Source organism: Wolbachia endosymbiont of Armadillidium vulgare str. wVulC (genome assembly GCF_001027565.1).
Classification (GTDB): domain Bacteria; phylum Pseudomonadota; class Alphaproteobacteria; order Rickettsiales; family Anaplasmataceae; genus Wolbachia.
Window position 1 is genome coordinate 1 of the sequence record NZ_ALWU01000006.1, and the last position, 19749, is coordinate 19749.

17 protein-coding genes and 4 pseudogenes are annotated in these 19749 nt (G+C 35.0%); 17 read left to right on the plus strand and 4 right to left on the minus strand.

All coding sequences use genetic code 11. From position 1 onward, the window contains the following. Positions 1-465 precede the first annotated feature (465 nt). From wVul_RS04435 to wVul_RS04465, 7 genes and pseudogenes are all read left to right on the plus strand, one after another. Positions 466-1608, plus strand: coding sequence for a recombinase zinc beta ribbon domain-containing protein (locus wVul_RS04435; protein ID WP_153295567.1), 1143 nt, complete (start codon positions 466-468; stop codon positions 1606-1608). 125 nt (positions 1609-1733) lie between these two features. Continuing rightward, positions 1734-2037 (plus strand): annotated as a pseudogene (locus wVul_RS04440) (head-tail joining protein). 1 nt (position 2038) lies between these two features. After that, positions 2039-2541 (plus strand): annotated as a pseudogene (locus wVul_RS04445) (phage tail protein). After that, positions 2538-3014 carry a hypothetical protein gene (locus tag wVul_RS04450; RefSeq protein ID WP_047759345.1) on the plus strand — a complete coding sequence of 159 codons (477 nt, stop codon included), beginning with the start codon at positions 2538-2540 and terminating at the stop codon, positions 3012-3014. The pseudogene wVul_RS04445 and the gene wVul_RS04450 overlap by 4 nt, the downstream one beginning before the upstream one ends. Continuing rightward, entirely contained in the window at positions 3001-3465 is a 465-nt protein-coding gene (locus wVul_RS04455; RefSeq protein ID WP_047759346.1) for a phage baseplate assembly protein V, read from the plus strand. The genes wVul_RS04450 and wVul_RS04455 overlap by 14 nt, the downstream gene beginning before the upstream one ends. A 459-nt stretch (positions 3466-3924) precedes the next feature. Continuing rightward, the gene (ltrA, locus tag wVul_RS04460) at positions 3925-5682 is read left to right on the plus strand and encodes a group II intron reverse transcriptase/maturase (protein WP_202966476.1); all 1758 of its coding nucleotides are present in this window, start codon (positions 3925-3927) and stop codon (positions 5680-5682) included. A gap of 95 nt (positions 5683-5777) precedes the next feature. Further along, on the plus strand, positions 5778-6032 hold the full coding sequence (locus tag wVul_RS04465; RefSeq protein WP_047759357.1) for a PAAR domain-containing protein: 255 nt from the start codon (positions 5778-5780) through the stop codon (positions 6030-6032). A 263-nt stretch (positions 6033-6295) separates the two neighbouring features. On the opposite strand, the gene wVul_RS04470 is transcribed toward wVul_RS04465, so the two are convergent. Continuing rightward, entirely contained in the window at positions 6296-7309 is a 1014-nt protein-coding gene (locus tag wVul_RS04470; RefSeq protein WP_047759358.1) for an IS110 family RNA-guided transposase, read from the minus strand. A 218-nt stretch (positions 7310-7527) separates the two neighbouring features. Between wVul_RS04470 and wVul_RS04475 the strand changes: the two genes are divergently transcribed. The 10 genes and pseudogenes from wVul_RS04475 (at position 7528) to wVul_RS04520 (ending at position 16299) form a co-directional block, all read left to right on the plus strand. Further along, positions 7528-7863: a GPW/gp25 family protein gene (locus tag wVul_RS04475; RefSeq protein WP_047759359.1), complete on the plus strand. Its 336-nt coding sequence runs from the start codon at positions 7528-7530 to the stop codon at positions 7861-7863. Between the two features lie 2 nt (positions 7864-7865). After that, positions 7866-8648: a baseplate assembly protein gene (locus wVul_RS04480; protein WP_047759347.1), complete on the plus strand. Its 783-nt coding sequence runs from the start codon at positions 7866-7868 to the stop codon at positions 8646-8648. Then, positions 8648-9808, plus strand: coding sequence for a phage tail protein (locus wVul_RS04485; protein ID WP_047759348.1), 1161 nt, complete (start codon positions 8648-8650; stop codon positions 9806-9808). Before wVul_RS04480 ends, wVul_RS04485 begins: the two co-directional genes overlap by 1 nt. A 168-nt stretch (positions 9809-9976) precedes the next feature. Beyond that, a complete protein-coding gene (locus tag wVul_RS04490; RefSeq protein WP_047759360.1) occupies positions 9977-10678 on the plus strand; it encodes an ankyrin repeat domain-containing protein in 702 nt (233 codons plus the stop codon). Between the two features lie 38 nt (positions 10679-10716). Next, entirely contained in the window at positions 10717-11214 is a 498-nt protein-coding gene (locus tag wVul_RS04495; RefSeq protein ID WP_047759349.1) for an ankyrin repeat domain-containing protein, read from the plus strand. Between the two features lie 4 nt (positions 11215-11218). Next, complete coding sequence (locus wVul_RS04500) at positions 11219-11650, plus strand: DUF2924 domain-containing protein (RefSeq protein ID WP_047759350.1); 432 nt, start codon at positions 11219-11221, stop codon at positions 11648-11650. Between the two features lie 2 nt (positions 11651-11652). Beyond that, entirely contained in the window at positions 11653-13128 is a 1476-nt protein-coding gene (locus wVul_RS04505) for a recombinase family protein (protein ID WP_047759351.1), read from the plus strand. A gap of 271 nt (positions 13129-13399) precedes the next feature. Then, positions 13400-14372, plus strand: a pseudogene (locus wVul_RS04510) (IS481 family transposase). 252 nt (positions 14373-14624) lie between these two features. Next, complete coding sequence (locus wVul_RS04515) at positions 14625-15062, plus strand: hypothetical protein (RefSeq protein WP_047759352.1); 438 nt, start codon at positions 14625-14627, stop codon at positions 15060-15062. Positions 15063-15096: 34 nt separating this feature from the next. After that, positions 15097-16299 (plus strand): annotated as a pseudogene (locus tag wVul_RS04520) (IS256 family transposase). Between the two features lie 84 nt (positions 16300-16383). Here wVul_RS04520 and wVul_RS04525 read toward each other — a convergent pair. The 3 genes from wVul_RS04525 to wVul_RS09830 all read right to left on the minus strand — a co-directional run bounded on the left by wVul_RS04525 (position 16384) and on the right by wVul_RS09830 (position 19684). Then, on the minus strand, positions 16384-17793 hold the full coding sequence (locus wVul_RS04525; protein ID WP_047759353.1) for a hypothetical protein: 1410 nt from the start codon (positions 17791-17793) through the stop codon (positions 16384-16386). Between the two features lie 185 nt (positions 17794-17978). Continuing rightward, on the minus strand, positions 17979-18332 hold the full coding sequence (locus tag wVul_RS04530; protein ID WP_047759354.1) for an ankyrin repeat domain-containing protein: 354 nt from the start codon (positions 18330-18332) through the stop codon (positions 17979-17981). A gap of 266 nt (positions 18333-18598) precedes the next feature. Beyond that, positions 18599-19684, minus strand: a complete 1086-nt coding sequence (locus wVul_RS09830; RefSeq protein WP_238580402.1) for a hypothetical protein — start codon at positions 19682-19684, stop codon at positions 18599-18601. Positions 19685-19749: the final 65 nt, after the last annotated feature.

Genomic DNA, 19749 nt, shown 5'->3' on the forward strand with positions numbered 1-19749 from the left:
AGGGGGGGAGATCTCCCCCCCCCCTCTTTTTTCCCCCCGGAAGGGGGTGTTTAAAAAAAAAACCTAAAGGGGAAATTCCTATATTTTTTAAAAATTTTCCAAGGCATTTATTTTTTTGGGGTTTTTTTTTTTAAAAAATTTTTTTTAAAAAAAAAGATATCCAGCCGGAAAAGGGTTTTTAAGGTTTTTTTTTCATAAATCTTCAAATTTATTTTTTCCTTGGGTATAGGTATTTAAAAAAAAATTACAAATGGGAAAAACCGAAAGAGGGGTGCAATTTTTCTTCGTAATTTAAGAATCCAGTTTATGGCTGGAGCATTTGTTTATTGTCGTTGTACCCCAAATTCCAAACTATCCTTTGCTGAAAAAACGACAAAAAGAATTGCCAATAGAAAAATGAAAAGTTTTTGTAAAAGATAAATATCCAGCTTATATAGATTGGAAAGTTTTATAAAAATTCAGACAATGCTAAAAGATAATTATCCAGAATATATGCATGGAAAAACACGCGGAATACCTAGAAAAGGAGCCTTGTTATTGCATGGAATAATCTATTGTGGAGAATGTGGATACAAAATGATAGTGAAGTACAAAAAAGGAAACCAATATATATGTAATCACTCGTACAAACATGGTCTTGAACCTATATGTCAAAGTTTACCTGCTGATGCTATTGACAATGAAGTAGTTCCTAAATTTTTTGAAGCACTTAGTCAAATTGAGTTGGATGCTTATACCAAAGCTATTGATTCACAGTTACAATCTGAACAAGCAATTAATAAAGTACGTTTGCAACAATTAGAACGCTTAAGATATCAAGCTAAGCTGGCAGAACGACAATTTAATCAAGTTGATCCTGATAATCGTCTTGTAGCTGCAGAACTTGAAAAGCGTTGGGAACAAGCATTGAGTGACCTTAAGGATGCGGAGGTTATATTTGAACGTCAACATCCAAAAAAACCTACTCCTCAATTATCTGAGGAACTGAAAGAGGTATTTCTAGATATAGGTAGGAAATTACCTGAAATTTGGTATAAACCAGTTCTGTCACATCAACAACAAAAATCTTTTCTCCGTTGCATAATTGACAAGGTAGTAGCGCACCGAATTAAACGTGATTGCTTACAAATACGTATTGTATGGCATGGTGGAGAAACTACCACTTTTCAGATTCCTATTTCAGTGAATTCTTTTCGTGAATTAACCAACGCAACAGAAATGGAACAACTTATAGTAAAGCTAAGCAAAGATGACAAAACAGATATAGAAATTGCTCAGTACCTGGAAAAACAAGGATATCGCTCTCCCAAGAAGAACACTGTTTTAAAAAGTACAGTAGAAAGGATTCGATTAAAAAATAATATTTCTCAAAAAAAGTATCATCCACTTCCCATTGAAGTACCTGGCTACCTTACTATTTCGCAAGTTGCAAAAATCCTTAAAGTTTCTAGGCATTGGCTTTATGATAGAATTAATAACGGTAAAATTAAAATACAAAAAGATACTAGTAAAGCTAATTGCAAATATTTATTTGAGGATAAATCAGAAACTATTAGAATGTTAATAGATTTTAAAAATGGTAAACTCAACATCATAAATTTTTTATAGGAGCATCAATATGAACGATCAGTAAAAGTCGTTGCAACATAGGTAGAGCAAATATAAAGTGGTGTGAGGCAGAAGAATGCTTTACCTCTTCTTAGCATATAAATGTTAGTATATAGCGGAGAAACGTGCAAGAGAATATTAAGAGATTATTTAAAGATTGTTTTGCCCATTTAGGAGAAGTGGCTTTATATAAATCAAAGGATAAGTCATATATGGTACAGGTATTAAAGCAACAGCCAGATAAATTATACGAGATTGGTGAAGGACAATTTGTGGGAGAGATGCTTTTTCTTGAGGTAAGCATTTTTGATATACTGAGGCCAATTGTAGGAGATATTTTTGTTATAGGTGATTGCAAATACAAAATACACACACCACCTTAGAGATAAATCTGGAATGGTCTGGCGAATCGAAGCGTATGGGGTGTAAAATGTCTGTGCATATAGAAGTTAATAGTATAGAAAGTGTAAACGCTAAAAGAAAAAAAATAGAATTAGCAATAGTGAGAGCGTTAAACAGAACAGCACTATGGCTAAAATCACAAGCAGCTAAGGAAATTAGTGAGGAAAAGAAGATAAAATTAAGTTTGATAAGAAAGAGATTAAGAATTTTTAAAGCAAAAACAAGCAGATTAGAAGTGTTAATTAGAGCAAATCTCTACGACATTAGAGCATCGACAATTGGCAAAATACAAAAAACAAGAAGAGGATCGAAAGTAGGAAAGCATGAGTTTATAGGAGGATTTGCAGCAGTTATGCCAAAAGGAAATAGCGGTATTTTTAAACGTGAAGGAAGAGCAGCATTGCCAATAAAGGAAGTAAAACTACCACTGGAACCAGAGGCTTCAAGGATAATATTGTTAATTATGAGGTTGAGAAAGTATTTACAAAATTTTTTGAACGTGAATTAAGTTATATTACAGGAAGTGTATGAATTTTAAAGATTTGCATAATGCAATTTGCACCACACTGAAGAAAGAAATACCAGCAATACAAACATGTGAAATTTATCCATCGATAAGAAAAGAATTAGTAGCGCCAGCGGTGTTTGTGGAACTTAGCGGATTTGAAAAAGGACATGATCCTGGAACAGAGGAATTAGCGCTGAAAGCAAGATTTGAAGCGAGAATTGTAGTTGATGGAACAGTCGAGGATTCCTCGTTAGTTGTAAGGTCATTAGCAGCAGAAGTAGCAAGAGTAGTAAATAAAAATACTTGGAACGTAAAAAATGTTTCACCAGGAGAATTTATCTCAGGAGGAGGAGATGATTTTAGGCCAGAGCTCGATGCATATTTAGTGTGGATGGTAGAGTGGGTGCATACAATACACGTAGGGCGATCTATTTGGGAAAAAGGAAAATTTAGGCCACACAAAATAGAAATCGGTGAAATAAATGTTAGAAAATAATTTTGCAATTTCGGAATTACAGAGGAAATTGGCGAACATTGTTCGTATAGGAGTTGTAAAAGAAATAGATTATGAAAAAGCAAAAGTAAGAGTGAAAATAGGAGAATTTTTAACAGATTGGTTGCCATGGATAACAAGCAAAGCAGGAAAAGATAGAGATTGGTCTCCGCCAGATATCGATGAACAAGTTGTGGTATTTTCTCCTCTTGGTGAACTATCATTAGGAGTGGTGTTAGGAGGAATATATCAGGAAAAATACCATGCACCAGAGAATAAAAAAGAAATAAATAGTGTAAAATTTCAAGATGGGACGAAGTTTACATATAATAAAGGGAAACATCATTTAGAGATTGAAGTAGTGGACAAAATAACATTGAAAGCTGGAGAATCAAGTATAGAAATGACAAAAAGTGGAATAAAACTGAAAGCAGATAGAATAAACCTTAATTAAGTGCGATCCGAAAGTCGTGATTTTGTGATGGTTAAATTCCATCTTCCCTAGATATCGGGGATAATGTGTATCTCACATTTTAGAGATTGGCAACCTCTAAGGTGCAAGCATGAGATAGAAGCGGGTAATGCTAAACCTTATGGCAAATTCCTGCAAACAGAGTTAGATATGATTACGAGAGAAACCTATGTCTGAATTGTCGTAAGGTTTAATATGCGAAATAAGGTTGAAAACGCATTGACCAAAATGGTACGAAGCAAAAGAGGAGTCAAAGTTTTAGTTTCTTTGATTATGGATATTCTCAGCTTCCGGCAAATAGTAGGAATCTAAGTCTAACGTGAAACAAAGTCATGGAACGGAGTAACCACATGGAAGCTCTTATTATTCTTTGTTTAAGAAGGATAACTAAGAAGGTGGCCAACTGAATGCTTCTATGTGGAGGGATTGTTTAAGAAGCAAATGCTCAAAGTAACACTTGGGATATGCAGACGTGGACACTGTAGTTTGGAAGGTAAAGTTATGAGTAGTAGTGAATATGTTATGAGCCAACAAAAAGTTAGGTATAAATGGAACGAAATTCCTTGGCGTAAGCTGGAGAAATCTTCATTTAAGCTACAAAAACGAATTTACCGAGCTTCTAAGTGTAATGATATCAAAAAGATGCATAAGCTTCAGAGATTATTACTCAAATCAACAAGTGCAAGAACACTCGCTGTCAGAAAGGTGACTCAGGATAACAGGGGAAAAAAGACAGCAGGCATTGACGGAAAAGCTAGTCTTAATCAAAAAGAAAGATTGCAATTAGCAAACTCTTTGGATATAAGAAAAAAAGCAAAACCATCAAGACGTGTCTGGGTCCCAAAATCTGGAAAACCACTGGAGTATCGCCCCCTTGGTATACCCACGATAGCAGATCGAGCAAAACAAACACTTGTCAAAATGGCACTAGAACCGGAGTGGGAGGGAAAGTTCGAGTCAAACACTTTTGGTTTTAGACCTGGTAGGTCATGTCATGATGCAATAGCGGCTATATTTATTTCACTTGGAAGGAAAACAGCATTTATTCTGGATGCTGATATTTCTGGATGCTTTGATAATATTAACCATCACGCATTGCTAGAAAAACTCAATACCACACCAACTTTAAAGAGAATTATAAAAGGATGGTTGAGAGCAGGCGTTATGGAAGATAGAAAGTTTAAACCTACTAAATGTGGTATAATTCAAGGAGGAACAATTTCTCCTTTACTTGCTTGTATTGCATTACATGGATTAGAAAGTCATATTAAAAAAGCATTAGTATGTGAACTTTTTCAATACGCCAAAAGGAAATATGGTAGCAAGGCATCACGTACAGTAGCACAACAATCAATAAGTGTAATTGCTTACGCCGATGATTTTGCGGTCCTACATGAAAGTAAAGAAATCATTCTTAAGGCAAGGATAATAGTCGAGGAATGGCTAAAAACCATTGGACTAGGATTAAAAATGTCAAAGACAAAGATTTCTCACACTTTAAATGGAGAAGAACCAGGATTCAATTTTCTTGGATTTTCTATAAGACATTATCCAACAAGAAGTAGTAAGAAAGGTTACAAGTTATTAATGAAACCAAGTCAAGAATCTATAAAACAGCATAAATTCACTATTAAACATAAGCTTAAAGGATTACGTGGAGCAACGCAAGAAGCAGTAATAAAAGAACTTAATCCTATAGTTAGAGGGTGGAGTCAATATTATATGTTAGTAGTTTCTAGGAAAACCTTTGAATTAATGAGTGATATAGTGCATAGAAACCTTTGGAAATGGGCAGTCCGTAGACATCCAAACAAAGGTAAATGCTGGATTAAGAGGAAATACTTTAATAAGTATAAAAATGACAACTGGAGATTTATGGCAAGTAACAAGATTCATCTTATTAGACACAGCGATCATGCTATCAAACGGCATGTCAAAGTGAAAGGAACTAAATCGCCATATGATGGGGATTGGATCTATTGGGGTAATCGTTTAAGGAAGATTCCAGATAAGCCACCAAGGGTAACAAAATTAATGAAGTTGCAACAAGGTAAATGTGCTCAATGTCAACTTTGGTTTAAAAGTGATGACGTCCTAGAGATACACCATAAAGACCTTAATAGACGCAATAATATGAGCAAAAATTTATCCTTGCTGCATGGACATTGTCATGATGAAGTACATAGGAGGTGTGCATGAAAAGCACCAAATTAGAGAGAAGCCGGATGATGGGTAAACTATCAAGTCCGGTTTTGAAGTCGAGTGAAGAAGGGCAACCTTCTCACTTAGATAACATGAATAAATCGGTTGTGCGAGTAGGAGATTATTGTGTAGAAGCAACACCGCATTTTTGCATTAGTGGCAGTAACAATGTTTTTGTAAATGGTAAGCCAATTTGCCGAAAAGGAGATAATTTTACAGAAGGAAGAGTATTAACTGAAGGATCAAAAACAGTGTTTGCAAATGGCTATAGTATAGGAAGAGTAGGAGATGTAGTTTCATGTGGGTTTAAAGTAATAAAAGGCAGTGAAGACGTGTTTGCAGACTAAAAATGAAAGATACCGTCTTGCGAGTCAACAAAAAAATTATAAAAATTGTCCAAGCTGTATCATAAAATCCAAAAATTCTTCCAATCTATATTTCGTGTAGTGGTACGCAGATTATAGTTAGTGTATATGTTGATAAGTAAATTAATTTTATACGTACACAACAGCAGAAATTTACTTATCAACATATACACTAACCAACAATATTCAATAAATTTGTGTAAGGTACTGTTTTACATAAGATATATTGGAAGAATTTTTGGACTTTAAGCTTCAATCAACCTCATAGCCCTGTAGTTTTTGATATGATCTGGATCAAAAGCTTTTCTTGAACTTAAAACACCAAAAACAATATGAAGTAACTTACGCATTGAAGCTCCCACAACAGCCATATTATGTTTGCCTTTCTCTTTTAACCTCTCGCAAAAAGTCATAATGATAGGGTTGTGATTCTTAGCTACTATAGCAGGAAAATACATCGCCTTACGTAATGTTCGTGAACCTGATTTACTCAATCTAGTCTTGGCATGCACAGATGAACCTGATGTTATATTTTTTGGTATGGTTCCTGCATATGCTGCCAATTGCCTTGCATTTATGAAAGCCTTTATATCAGGAATTTCAGCTAAAATAGCTATTGCTGATTCCTCTCCTATTCCTGGAATAGTTAATAAGAGTTGAAAATCTTCCAACAATTCTTTGTGTTGTTTTAATAGTTCACGTATGGAGTTTTTTATTGTTTCTATTGATTGCTCTATACTCGTTGCAAGGTTTTCCCAAACATTTACAACTTCTTCAGGCAGTCTCTCTTTCTTTTCTAAATGATTGTTTACTAATGCTAGCTCATTCTTTAACGCATCTGAGCAACGATAAAGATGTTTTAGTTTTTTCTTTTCAGGGGAAGGTGGTGTCCAACGAGAAGGTTCCTGTCTCTGACAATAATCTGCAATAATTTCTGCATCAGACTGGTCATTCTTCTGCCGTGCAAGCTTACTTTTTGCATAAAAGCTTATGCAAGCTGGGTTCACAACACTAACAAAATATCCAGCGTTGTGAAGGAATTCAGCCAAAGCTTCGCCATAACAACCAGTGAATTCCATACAGGCTTTTACTTCTTCTACATTATGTTTTTGTAAAAAGCTCAGCAGACCTTGAAACCCAATATCATCGTTTTTAAATTTTCTTTTCCTTGCTTCACGTCTTCCTTTTTTACTTATGAATGAGAGAGAAACATCAAAGTGTTCTTTTGAAATGTCTATACCTAAAAAGTTGTTGATCATATATAACCCCATACGTTACCATTTAAAATGAAAAGTAAGGCTTACCTTGTGAATACAGAATTAGAACCATTTAGGTTTTTCTACGATACCGTCCAGCCTCTACTTTTGAGAAGGGAACTCTTAATCTTTCATGCAGATTTTATATCTAGGAATGAACGCAGAATTTTTCCCTTCTCCACCTAATGCTTAAGCTTAAAACATCAGATGCTTTTTTCAAGATACAAGGAATGGATACTAAAACAGGAAAAGCGTTAGAAGGAATGGAGCACTTAAAGCAATCGATAATTGATATACTGACCACTCCTATTAACAGTAGAATCATGAGAAGAGATTATGGATCAAGACTATTTGAGTTAGTGGATAAGCCAATAGATAGGGATTTAACTTTGGAAATCTATGCAGCAACAGCAGAAGCACTGGGGAAATTTGAGAGGAGATTTAAGTTAGAAAAAGTAAAGATTGCTGAAGTTAAAGAAGGGAGAGTAACATTGAATTTAGAAGGTATCTATCTTTCAGAAGGTAAGTTCATAAATATTAATGGAGTAGTTGTTTAAAAATGCAGCAGCCAAATATTATCGAACCACTGAACTTTGAAGAGATTTTTTCTCGGATGAAGGAAGAGTTGGTGAAGCGTGACGCAAATTTTACAGCATTAGTTGAAAGTGATCCAGCGATGAAGATTTTAGAAGTATCAGCATGGCGAGAACTTTTACTCAGACAAAGGATAAACGAAGCTGTAAAAAGTAATTTACTAAAATTTGCAACGGGAGAAGATCTTGATAATTTGGCTGAGTTTTATGGAGTGGAGAGGCAAAAAGAAGATGATGATGAACGATTTAGAAAAAGAATCAAGGCAAGAATAGTTGGCTCAAGCACAGGAGGGAATTATCGGTTTCAAGCACTCTCAGCAGATACGAGAGTTAAAGATGCATTAGTAGAATCTCTGGTACCAGGAAAAGTACAAGTTTCAATCTTATCAACACAAACTGGCATACCCCAAGAAGAATTACTAGAAATTGTCAGAAATCAGCTAAACAAGGAGGATGTGAGGATTTTAACAGATACGATTGAAGTGGTAAGTTGCAATATTATAGAAATAGATATTCACAGCAGAATGAGCATAAGTTCTGTAATATTAAAGGAGGAAATTAAGGAACAGTTCATTAAGAAGTTTGAAGCAAGTAGAAGGCTGGGATGGAGTGTCACAAGATCATGGATAATAGCGAATTTGTTCGTAGAAGGAGTGGAAAACGTGGAATTAATCGAGCCAAGAGAGGATGTTATTGTAGCAGGAAATGAGTGTGCTGCCTTAAGAAATTTAAAGATTGAGTTGAATTAATGTTACTGCCACCAAATGCAACAAAACAAGAGCAAGCATTAGTAGAGGCTATTGATTACAAAGTAGATCCAAGTTGTATCAGAGGGTTTAAATTTAACCTAAAAGAAGAAGTATTGCCGTGGTTGGTTGAAGAATACGGGTTAGAAGAAATTCTACGCTGGGCAAAAGATAAAAGAAGAGCGATAAAAGAAGGAATAAAATTTCAGCGTTTAAGAGGAACACCAGCGTCACTGAAAATAGCATTAAAATGGGCAAATATAGAAGATATTACAATTATTGAAGAGCCACCCGGTAAACACTTTTTTGAGTTGCAGGTAGGGATAAAAGAGGTACCAAATGACTTCTTCGTAGATGCAGTAGTAGAGCTTGCAAAACTATCATTACCTGCAAGATCCAGATTGATGAGGATTTTTAACGATTATTATAATGCGCAGAGATTTATATTGGATGAGAGTTTATTTGGAGATCTTCTTTCTGACTATTCAGGGGTAAAAATAGAAAAAGATGGACCAGTGTTATCATTTGGAAGAGTAAATTTTTTCAGGTCTAGTGGTCCAGTTATTAGGATAATAGAAAACTATCTACGCGATCATTATGAGCAAGCATTTAGTAATGACATATATCGATTAGATGTAGCAATACTTGGAGAAACCGAGCCTCACACAAAGAATTATAACGGTATTTATGAAAGAAGTCATCAGTGGAATAATTTACAAACGTTATATCCGCTACCACAGAGCTTATTACCGGCAATTAAGTTTGCAAAGGCGCAGATAGTATTATCGGACAGTTGGAATTTGGGAGAAATAAATGCATGTTTTCCAGTTAGTAGCGTAGAAGAAGAAGGAAATAAATTTGTATTGGGAAGTAGTAAACTATCTGAACAACTGTGGAATTTAAAATACAAGCCAATTTTAGAAAGGTTTAGCGTTACTCACCACTACAAGGTAGAAGATTTTACCGATCAAAAAGTTATAAGATTTGGTATAGCAGAACACAATGTTCATTTTGAAAGCGATGTAAATTCAGAGCAAAAGGATTCAATACACGAACCGGAAAATTACATTTTAGTATTTTACCCGGGAGTACTGAAGTGGCACGAACATCGACATTTGCACAGAAGTTGGAAAAATAGCCAAGTAATATCTATAACAAGTTAAGCACTTATGTTTAAATCCTCATATATTATATTAATAACAGGTTAAAGTGTATGAAATAAAAAGAAAAGGACTTGCTTTCTCATGCTAAAAAGGACATGACTTGAATAGCAGCAGGTAAATATAAGAAATTTGTCTGGCGCTGGAAAAGCTAATTTTGTGAGGTATGAAATGAGTTTTAGCAAGAGTAAGTTTTTTAAAGAAGTATCAAGTAAAAACATTAATAAAAGAAATGAAGAAGGAGAGACGATATTGCATCAAGCAGTAGAAATCTCCGATTACAAAACAGTGAGGTTATTAATAAAAAAAGGGGCAGAGGTAAATGCAAGAGATAAAAATGGTTATACACCTCTGCACTGTGCAGTATTCGCAAAAAGTTTAGAAAATGTAAAAGTGCTGCTAAGGGAAGGAGCAGAAGTAAATGCCACTCAATATGTCACTGGATGTACGCCACTCCACTCTGCATGCAAAATAGGAGGAGCAGGAGTTGAAATAATAAAAGAGCTAGTAAAAGCGGGAGCTGAAGTTAATCAACTGAATAAATATGGTGCAACACCAATGTATTACATTTGGGAAAGTGAAAAGTATCGTCTATGTGATAGCAAAGAGAGTGAAGAGGCGAGTAAATTTCTGAGAGAACAAGGAGGAATAACAAAAAGTAGAGAACTGACCTGCTATGGAATAGAGAGGCTAGTGGGAGAAATAGCAGACATGTTGAATGGGAGTTATTTGCCGGAGTTAAAAATAATAGAGATAGAAGAAATAAGGAAGAGAGACAAATCACTGGTAAAGGAAGAATGTAAAAATTTAGCAAGCAAAATAATGAGCCAAGTGAACGAAATGATAGATGAGGTAGCGAAAAGGAAGGTTTAAAAGAGGGATTTAAATTTAAAGAAAAGGTGGGGTGGATTATGTTAAAGCTTGGCAAATTTAATAAGTCAGCAAAAGAATTATTAGAGAACTCATATGAAAATATTTATGAAAGAGACGAAAAAGGAAGAACAGTTTTACATTATGCAGTAGACGCAAAAACAGTGAGATTATTAGTTGAAAAAGGAGCGAATGTGAATGCAGCAGATGTAGAAGGACACACAGCACTGCATCTAGCGGTAACAGAGAAACGTCTAGAAACCGTGAGAGAATTGATAAAATCAGGAGGGAATGTAAATGCTGAGGAATATGGAAATAAATGCACACCGCTGCACCTTGCATGTATGGTAGGTGAAAAAGAAATAGTGGAGGAGCTAGTAAAAGCAGGAGGAGAAATAGAGCAAGCAGATAAATTTGGAATGACAGCGATGGATTATGCGAAAAATAGCAAAGAAATAGCCGAGGTATTAAAGAAAGAAACGGACAGAATTGAAAAGTTATTTGAACAGCAAAGTGGGAAATCTTCTATGAGAGGCTAAAAGCATGGAGGAAGAAATAGAAAAGAAAGTAATGAATTTAGAGAAAAAAACATTAGAAGAGCTGAAGAAAATATGGAAGAAGGTATATGGAAAAGAAGCGCCTAGATACTCAAAGAAATATCTGATACCAAGATTAGCTTATAGAATGCAGGAAAAAGCATATGGAGAAATGTCAAGAAAGGGGATAAAAAGACTAGAGTATCTGGCAGATCGGCTAGAGAAGGGAAAGAGAATAAGTAGTGACAAATTGCCAGTAGCAGGAACAGAGCTAATATTAGAGAGAGGTGAAGAGACGCATGCGGTAATGGTAACAGATAAAGGTTTAATCTATAAAGAAGAGTTTTACACGTCATTGTCAGCAGTAGCTGGAAAAATAATGGGAATGAGTTACAATGGGCCGCTCCTATTTGGTTTGCGTGATCAAAAGGGAAGTTGAAAATGCTGAAAGAGGTAAGATGCGCGATATATACGAGAAAATCAAATGAGGATGGGCTAGAACAAAAGTTTAACAGTCTTGATGCACAGCGAGTAGCATGTGAGAAATATATAAAGAGCAAAGAAGGCTGGGTGATATTGGCCAAAAGGTACGATGATGGCGGATATTCAGGAAAAAATTTAGAAAGACCAGCAATAAAGGAATTATTTGAAGATGTGAAAGCAGGGGAAGTAGATTGTGTAGTAGTATATACATTAGACAGGCTATCAAGGGAAACAAAAGACAGCATCGAAGTAACGTCATTTTTTAGAAGGCATAGAGTAAATTTTGTAGCAGTAACACAGATATTTGACAATAATACGCCAATGGGAAAGTTTGTACAAACAGTGTTATCAGGAGCAGCACAGCTAGAAAGAGAGATGATAGTGGAGAGAGTAAAAAATAAAATAGCAACATCGAAAGAGCAAGGGTTATGGATGGAAGGAACTTTGCCGCTAGGGTATGATGTAAAAGATAAAGAATTAATAATAAATGAAAAAGAAGCAAAGGTGGTAAGGTATATATTTGAAAGATATTTGGAGTTGAAGTCAATGGCAGAGTTGGCGAGAGAGTTAAATAGCCAAGGGTACCGTGCGAAATCAGATATCTTTAAAAAAGCGACGGTAAGGAGAATAGTAACAAATCCAATATATATGGGAAAAATAAGGCATTATGAGAAGCAATATGAGGGAAAGCATGAAGCAATAATAAAAGAGGAAAAATGGCAAAAAGCACAAGAATTGATAAAGAATCAGCCATATAGAAAAGCAAGATATGAGGAAGCGCTGCTTAGGGGAATAATTAAGTGTAAGAGCTGTGATGTAAATATGACGCTGACGTATGCAAAAAAAGAGAATAAGAGATATCGATATTACGTATGCAACAATCATTTAAGGGGAAAAGGTTGTGAATCAGAAAACAGAAATGTAATAGCAGGAGAAGTAGAAAAAGAAGTGATGAAGAAAGCGGAGCAGCTATATGAAAAATGGGGAGAAAAAGCGGAAGAGTGGAAAAATTTAAGTTTCAGAGAACAGAAAGAAGTGGTGAAGAAATTAATAAAAGGAGTAATGGTAAGAGAAGATGGAACAGAGGTATATTCTGAGTCAGAGGAAACATTTATTCCAATAAAGAAGAAAGGGAATAAATGCACAGTAGTAGAGCCAGAAGGAAAAACAAATAATGCACTACTGAAAGCAGTGGTAAGAGCTCATTTGTGGAAACGTCAGCTAGAGGAAGGAGAATATGCAAATATAAAAGAGCTGAGTAAGAAAATAAACATAGGTACAAGACGTATACAGCAAATTTTAAGGTTAAATTATTTAGCGCCAGAAATTAAAGAAGACATAGTAAATGGGAGGCAACCAAGAGATTTGAGGCTAGCTGACTTGAGGGAAATACCGATGTTGTGGAGTGAGCAACTGGAAAAGTTCTATGGGTAGCGCTTGATTGAGCAATTAATAAGTTATTAATGTAACTAATATATAAAAGCAAACATTATGTAGAGGAAGAAATATAATGCTAAAGTTCAAAAATATCGAGAACAAGAAAAATACAACCTATGAGTTAGTATATAATGAGGGTAAATTGTATGATTCATATAGGTTATTACAATAAAAATGTAAGATAAAATAGAAATTTGTACTTGTGATAGTTTATATACCTTATTACAATCATGGTGGAAAATATATCAACAATAAAAGCCGCAAGTAAATGGACTCTAAAGTTAAGCTACGCCTGAATTGGGTAAAACTATATAAAAAATTAGGTCATGCAGGAAAAGTATGTCAGCACTATAATATTTCACGCTTTACCTTACGCAAATGGTGTAAACGTTACAAGGAGTTCGGTGAAAAAGGATTAGAAAATCTTAGTAGCAGACCTAAAACCTCACCTTTACAAAAAACCAATATATCTAATGATCAACTTATTCTCCACTTAAGAAAAACTAGAAAATTAGGAGCAAGACGTATTCAAGCTGAATTGAAACGTTTACATGATCTCTCTTTTTCATTGGCTACTATACACAAAGTTTTCAAAAAATATGATGTAAGTCTTTTACGTATTAAACGTCATTACCGCAAACAAATAAAGCGTTACAACTGTAAAGTACCAGGAGAGCGTATACAGATGGATGTATGCAAAATAGCTTCTGGACTTTATCAGTATACCGCTATAGATACGTTATAAAGTTGTTACATTGTACCCAAGACGTACTGCAGAAAACACTCTAGATTTTCTTGAACAATTAAGAGAAAGAATGCCATTTCATTGTCAAAGAATTCAAACCGATAGAGGACAGGAATTTTTTGCTTATGGGGTGCAAGAATATTTGAGAAAATGGAAAATCAAATTTCGTCCTATTAAGCCATTTTCCCCGCATTTAAACGGTAAAGTGGAAAGAGCTCAGCGTACAGATTTAGATGAATTTTACAGTAGTGTTAACATCAAGGATCCTGACCTACAAATTAAACTCAGAGATTGGGAAAACCATTATAATAGACAACGTCCTCATAGCTCTCTTCAAGGGAAAACTCCATGGGAAAAATATAAAGAGCTAGAAAGTACAATTCCTTGTTTAAGTGAAGTGCAAAAAAATTATATTCCGTCAAAGGAGCCTTTTGTCATGCAAAATTACAAGCATGATCAAAGATTAAAATCAATTCAAAAACACAACGTTACTTAACTATTTAAAATTCAGACTTAATCTGACAAATCAGTTGTTATGACCTATATGAATCACACATATTAACATAAAATAGCGAAGATCTTGATATATATTAACAAACAGTTAAAAGCAGGAAAATCTTTCCAGTAAGGAATGACAGGTTACTTGTGAGTTTAGTTCAAAATTTTAGTTAATAAATTAACTTATATTGACTTATATAAAAATATTAGTTACACTATTAGTAATTTATTAATAAAAGAGGCTAACATTATGACAGATTTTATAGATTTTTTCAATAATGATTCAGAATTTGTTGATGATAACTCTTATTATGAAGTACACAAATATAATAAAGATGATCAGCATATTAAAGATGATTTTTACTTATACTCGCTGGTGCTTCACCCGTGTGGAGATGAAGATGAAAATTTAGCATTTTTTCATGAAGATCATGAGAGAACATCTCTTATAGGGCTAGACAAAGAGTATTTGCAAATATCAGAGGGTAGCTGGAGAAGCGGAAGCTATTATAGTGATCTTTTGAATTCTGACTATGTGGTAAATGATGTAACTTTGGATAAAAACATAGTAGAATTTAATGTAACTCCAACTGTAGAGAGCCACTCAAAAGAGGTAAATAAAATTGTAATCTCAAAAACCGGCTTGAAGAAGGGAGTGTTAAATAAACTGTGTCAAACCAAGAAATAAAAATATAATTGATATAAAAAAACGGAGGTTTGACATGAGTCAAGTAAATAAAACTACCGGATTGGTAGATTATAAAGAATTAGAAACCTGTCGTCTATACGAGAAGGAAGACCGCTAACAGGAAGAGATGACACCGTTTATAAAAAAGCTGCTTGAGGCAAGTCTGGAAGGTGAAATAGAACACCACTTGTCTGGTGAAAGCGAAGAAAATAATCGAAGAAATGGGAAAAACTTTACGTACAAGTGCAGGCTCATTTGAATTGTTAACACCAAGAGATAGGGAGGGAAGCTTTGAACCTCAAGTAGTTAGAAAAAGACAAACAAGCCTACATCCCGAACTTGAAGCAAAGGTCTTAAGCACATTTGCCAGTGGTATGGAGATATAGCGTCACATGTTGAGGAAATTTATGATCACAAAATATCTGCAGCAGAAATATCAAGTATTACCGACAAATTGCTACCGATAATCAATGAATGGCGCAGTCGCCCACTGCAATCTGTATACCCGATAGTGTTCATGGATGGCATGTTTTTTAAGGTCAAGGAGGATGGGCATTGTGTAAGTAAATGTATGTACAATATATTGGGCATAGACCAAAATGGTAAAAAAGAAGTACTGGGCTTTTATTTAGCTGAAAGCGAAGGAGCTAACTTCTGGTTGGGTGTATTAAATGACCTAAAAGAGAGAGGTATAGAGGACATTCTGATAGCTTGTGTAGATGGACTAAAAAGCTTTCCTACAGCAATAAATAATGTGTTTCCTAATGCAGAAGTACAGCTATGTATAGTGCATCAGATAAGAAATTCATTGAAATATGTATCTAGCAAAGATGTGAAAGTTTTTATGAATGATTTGAAAAAAATATATCGTGCTACAAGTAAAGAAATTGCTGAAAATTATTTGCTTGAGCTGGAAGAAAAATGGGGCGAAAAGTATCCGTTAGTTGTAAAATCTTGGCAGAATAATTGGGAAAATTTGTCCAGTTATTTCAAGTATTCAGGTCCAGTTAGAAAGTTAATTTATACTACTAATCCTATTGAGGGGCTGCATAGGCAGATCAGAAAATTTACTAAGACCAAAGGCTCATTTACCAACACAAACGCCTTGTACAAACAGGTATATTGTGCTATAAAAAAAGTAGAGCAAAAATGGGTCATGGCTTTGCCTAATTGGGCATTAACTATTTCTCAGCTTGATATTTTCTTTCCTAACAGATTGAAAATTCAGTTGAGCTAAAAATGTGGTTTGACACAGTTTATTTAACACTCCCTTGAAGAAAGGTAATTTATAACCCTTGGCCTTGCCTAAAAATCTGTTATTTTAACCTAGAGCACTTATACTCCTCCTATTTCCACTTGACTTGCTATGCTGCACTGAGTGACTTGAGTTGATACTAGCGCCCTGATTTTCTGCATAACCTTCTCTACAGGAATTTGACGAAGAGTTTACTATATCGCCATACTCTAAATCTTTTACTGCTTCCAAGACTCCCTCCTCAATTTTTTCAGATAAGCTAACTCTTTCAGAAGACTGACAAAGTTTTCTAGATCGTTCAAAATACCCTTGTTCTATAGCTTCATTAACTAATAATCCACCAAGGAAGCAATTTTCCCCTATTTTTTCGTTACAGCTTTTCAATTTCTCTAACTTTTCTTGATCTCTTACTTCTACCCCTATGAGATTTTCATCCTCCTCATCAAGATATAATTCAACTTCTAACTCCCCCAAGCTGGTGTAGAAAGTTAACACTATACCGTCACTACCTGCAATGTCAGTGTAATTTCTGTCTTCCCCTTCAATGTCAATTCTTACTATACTTCCTCCTATTTTCAACGTGCAGACTTTTAATTCTAGAGGTTCTACCTCCAATTCATTTGTAATTTTTACAATCTCAACAATACTACCTTGTGGATACTTTATATAAGAATATATATTATCTATGTTTATTTCTAACTCATCTTGAATTTGTTTGTTTTTGTTCACAATGCTTTCATACACAGCACTTTCTAGCTGGCTTCTAATTTTTTTATATTTACCAAAAAGATAGTCATCAAATTGATCATTAAGTTTATTTACAAATCCCATAGTTGCATGTGACATCCTATCGTTATAGAAAAAACGTCGCTGCACTTTCCCGCCTTTTAATATTAAATCTTCAATAATATCTTGTATAATGCTCACATTTTCTTTATCTGCTGCTAGATCTTCACGATAGTGAATATGTCTACCAGAGGTTACTTCTGTAACATCGTCAAGAACATCTTGTATTTTCTCAAGTATTAAGTTCACTACAGTTATTCTATTGTCACCACAATATGAGTTTAACTTTATTCCCTTTTTAAGATACTCAATTACTATACTGTCAATATTTTCTAGAGCACTCTCTATCCAAGTTTTTGTAGATTCTTCATACTTTTGTATACTCCCTTTTATAATTTTCTCATACTCTTGTTTATTTTTCTCCGCTATATCATTCATCTTCTGAAGAAATTCGTCATTTAACAAACTCTCTTCATCAGTCAATGGTATTTCTTCTTCTACCAAAGATGAATCTCCTTCTAAAAGAAAAGGGTTATCTGAATCATAGCTTGAGTTCGAGTCTTCCTCTGAGTTTAAATTGCTTAGATCAATATTTGGCTGTGAATCCCAATACTCTGAAGAATAATAACTTTTTGAGCTAGTTTGTTCTGCATATGCCACACATCGCTTGTTTTTTACCTCACTATTCATAGCATGTACCTCATCTTTGATACTTATTGTAACATGCAAGCGAAAATTAACAAGAAAAACATCCTGTCTACCAGCTTAATAGTTTCATCTACCCATTTCTGGTCCGCATAAGTTCTCCACGGTTCACATTGTTCATGTTGCCATTTTGTTCTGCAGCTTGCAATAGAGCTTGGTTGTTATTAAATTCAGCAAAATGGCAAAGCAACATTTTCATTATTATCCTGTATACTAGCGTCTGCTCCGTTATCTAATAGAACTTTTAGTGCATCTAAGGAATTACTTTCGCAAGCTATATGCAAAGGAGTCATCCCACTTAGATCCTGTGTATCAGATAGAAGTGCAACTATACAGCTGTAATTCCCTAGAGCAGCATGATGTACAGGACTCCACTCATCGTCGCTCTCACTAATAGTTGCATAATTGTTATTATTATCTTCTGCACCAAAAAACTCATCATCATGCTGTTCTTCAGTAGCTAATCCACCAAATGGCTTTTTTGCACAAACCTGCTTACTCTCTAAAATATATTCTAACACCATATTCCCTCAATCTATAAATATATTATGTACAATAATTAGCATGAATAAAAGCTAATGAAAGCATAACTTTTTTAATTTTCGTATTTTTTAGAGAGTTGTGTTCTCCTACTGTAACTTCATATGACTTTGAGCCTGCTATCTTCTTAATTAGCTATGCAACAAGGCTGTTTCCGGACAACCTCGAAAATTTAGGGCAAACTGCCATATACATTTTACCAGTACAATCTATTATACACTTAATTTGATATGTAAATTCTCAATAACCCTCATCTGCCAGGAAGATCATCTGCAGAGCTATGTCCTAGGTTGCCCTTTATACGAAGAACATCCTTAACCGATATAAGAGTATTTGGCCTCTGCGCACGATCATTCCATATAGCGTACGATAAAACTACTGTGTCTCCATCGGTAATACGCTTATATCCTCTACATTGCAAATAACTATTTAACTGATTATTTGCCTCTTGTTTTTTATCCTGTAGTTCGCCCGTACCAGCAAACTTTAACTCTATCCCAATTGGATGAACACCACCTCCACTTTCTACAGACCGTAACAATACCAAATCTATCTTCTCTCCTCCTCCCAACTGGAATTCTATAATTACCCTAGCAGGATTATTACAAGTATAAAACAATCCGTGCAACACAGAATGAAACCCAACCTCTTGGGCGTTATTTCTATTCACTACCCACTTTAACGGAAATAGCACATTAGAAATTGCTTGAAATAATCCCTTGTGCCTATTCACATCTTGCCAACCGGTATTCATCATGACATTTGCAGTGTTGTGTACATTACTACCACCACCTACTGGTAAAAGCTCACCTTGAAAAGACTGATTGCCCTTATGCTGTAGATAATCGGCAGATGATTGAAATTGTGTCACATTAACGGCTAAACCAAGATCATCCTCAGCTCTTCTACTTGGATTCAATGTGCACACCACTTCATATACTCTAGCATCTGGCCAACGTGACAAGTCTAGGCCTTGTATGGGAAATTGGTGAGCTAACGCGTGACGAATATCAAGCACAAAAATTCCTTCTTCTCCTGCCCATAACGCCCGTAAAACCATAGTTAAGGCACGATCCCCAACATTTACTTGTGCTACTCCTCCATGTCGACCTCGCATCCTATCATCATCATGGTATTGAAACAAGTACTTATCTACATATACCTCACTTCCATCTTCCAACTCAATTCTTCTTTTTGCAAACGCAGCACTTGCAAAAGTAAATCTAGTTGTATAGGAAAATACTCTGCTGTTAGTACCTCTAGTGTCAGGCACAGCAGGCACACCAAAAGATGGATATAGTAAATAGTTTCTAACACTCTCTTGAATTTCGGCCATAGATCCATTAAACAGCCTTTCTACTAAAGAAGATTCTCTTTCCAAAAAGTTTTGAGTGCTAAGCT

Excerpts from the sequence above, each read along its gene's own strand:
- wVul_RS04515 (WP_047759352.1), top strand. The coding sequence starts at position 14,625 with ATGACAGATTTTATAGATTTTTTCAATAATGATTCAGAATTTGTTGAT.
- wVul_RS04500 (WP_047759350.1), top strand. The coding sequence starts at position 11,219 with ATGGAGGAAGAAATAGAAAAGAAAGTAATGAATTTAGAGAAAAAAACA.
- wVul_RS04485 (WP_047759348.1), top strand. The coding sequence starts at position 8,648 with ATGTTACTGCCACCAAATGCAACAAAACAAGAGCAAGCATTAGTAGAG.
- wVul_RS04490 (WP_047759360.1), top strand. The coding sequence starts at position 9,977 with ATGAGTTTTAGCAAGAGTAAGTTTTTTAAAGAAGTATCAAGTAAAAAC.
- wVul_RS04480 (WP_047759347.1), top strand. The coding sequence starts at position 7,866 with ATGCAGCAGCCAAATATTATCGAACCACTGAACTTTGAAGAGATTTTT.
- wVul_RS04465 (WP_047759357.1), top strand. The coding sequence starts at position 5,778 with ATGAATAAATCGGTTGTGCGAGTAGGAGATTATTGTGTAGAAGCAACA.
- wVul_RS04505 (WP_047759351.1), top strand. The coding sequence starts at position 11,653 with ATGCTGAAAGAGGTAAGATGCGCGATATATACGAGAAAATCAAATGAG.
- ltrA (WP_202966476.1), top strand. The coding sequence starts at position 3,925 with ATGCTCAAAGTAACACTTGGGATATGCAGACGTGGACACTGTAGTTTG.
- wVul_RS04455 (WP_047759346.1), top strand. The coding sequence starts at position 3,001 with ATGTTAGAAAATAATTTTGCAATTTCGGAATTACAGAGGAAATTGGCG.
- wVul_RS04470 (WP_047759358.1), bottom strand. The coding sequence starts at position 7,309 with ATGATCAACAACTTTTTAGGTATAGACATTTCAAAAGAACACTTTGAT.
- wVul_RS04450 (WP_047759345.1), top strand. The coding sequence starts at position 2,538 with ATGAATTTTAAAGATTTGCATAATGCAATTTGCACCACACTGAAGAAA.
- wVul_RS09830 (WP_238580402.1), bottom strand. The coding sequence starts at position 19,684 with ATGGCCGAAATTCAAGAGAGTGTTAGAAACTATTTACTATATCCATCT.
- wVul_RS04525 (WP_047759353.1), bottom strand. The coding sequence starts at position 17,793 with ATGAATAGTGAGGTAAAAAACAAGCGATGTGTGGCATATGCAGAACAA.
- wVul_RS04495 (WP_047759349.1), top strand. The coding sequence starts at position 10,717 with ATGTTAAAGCTTGGCAAATTTAATAAGTCAGCAAAAGAATTATTAGAG.
- wVul_RS04530 (WP_047759354.1), bottom strand. The coding sequence starts at position 18,332 with ATGGTGTTAGAATATATTTTAGAGAGTAAGCAGGTTTGTGCAAAAAAG.
- wVul_RS04435 (WP_153295567.1), top strand. The coding sequence starts at position 466 with ATGCTAAAAGATAATTATCCAGAATATATGCATGGAAAAACACGCGGA.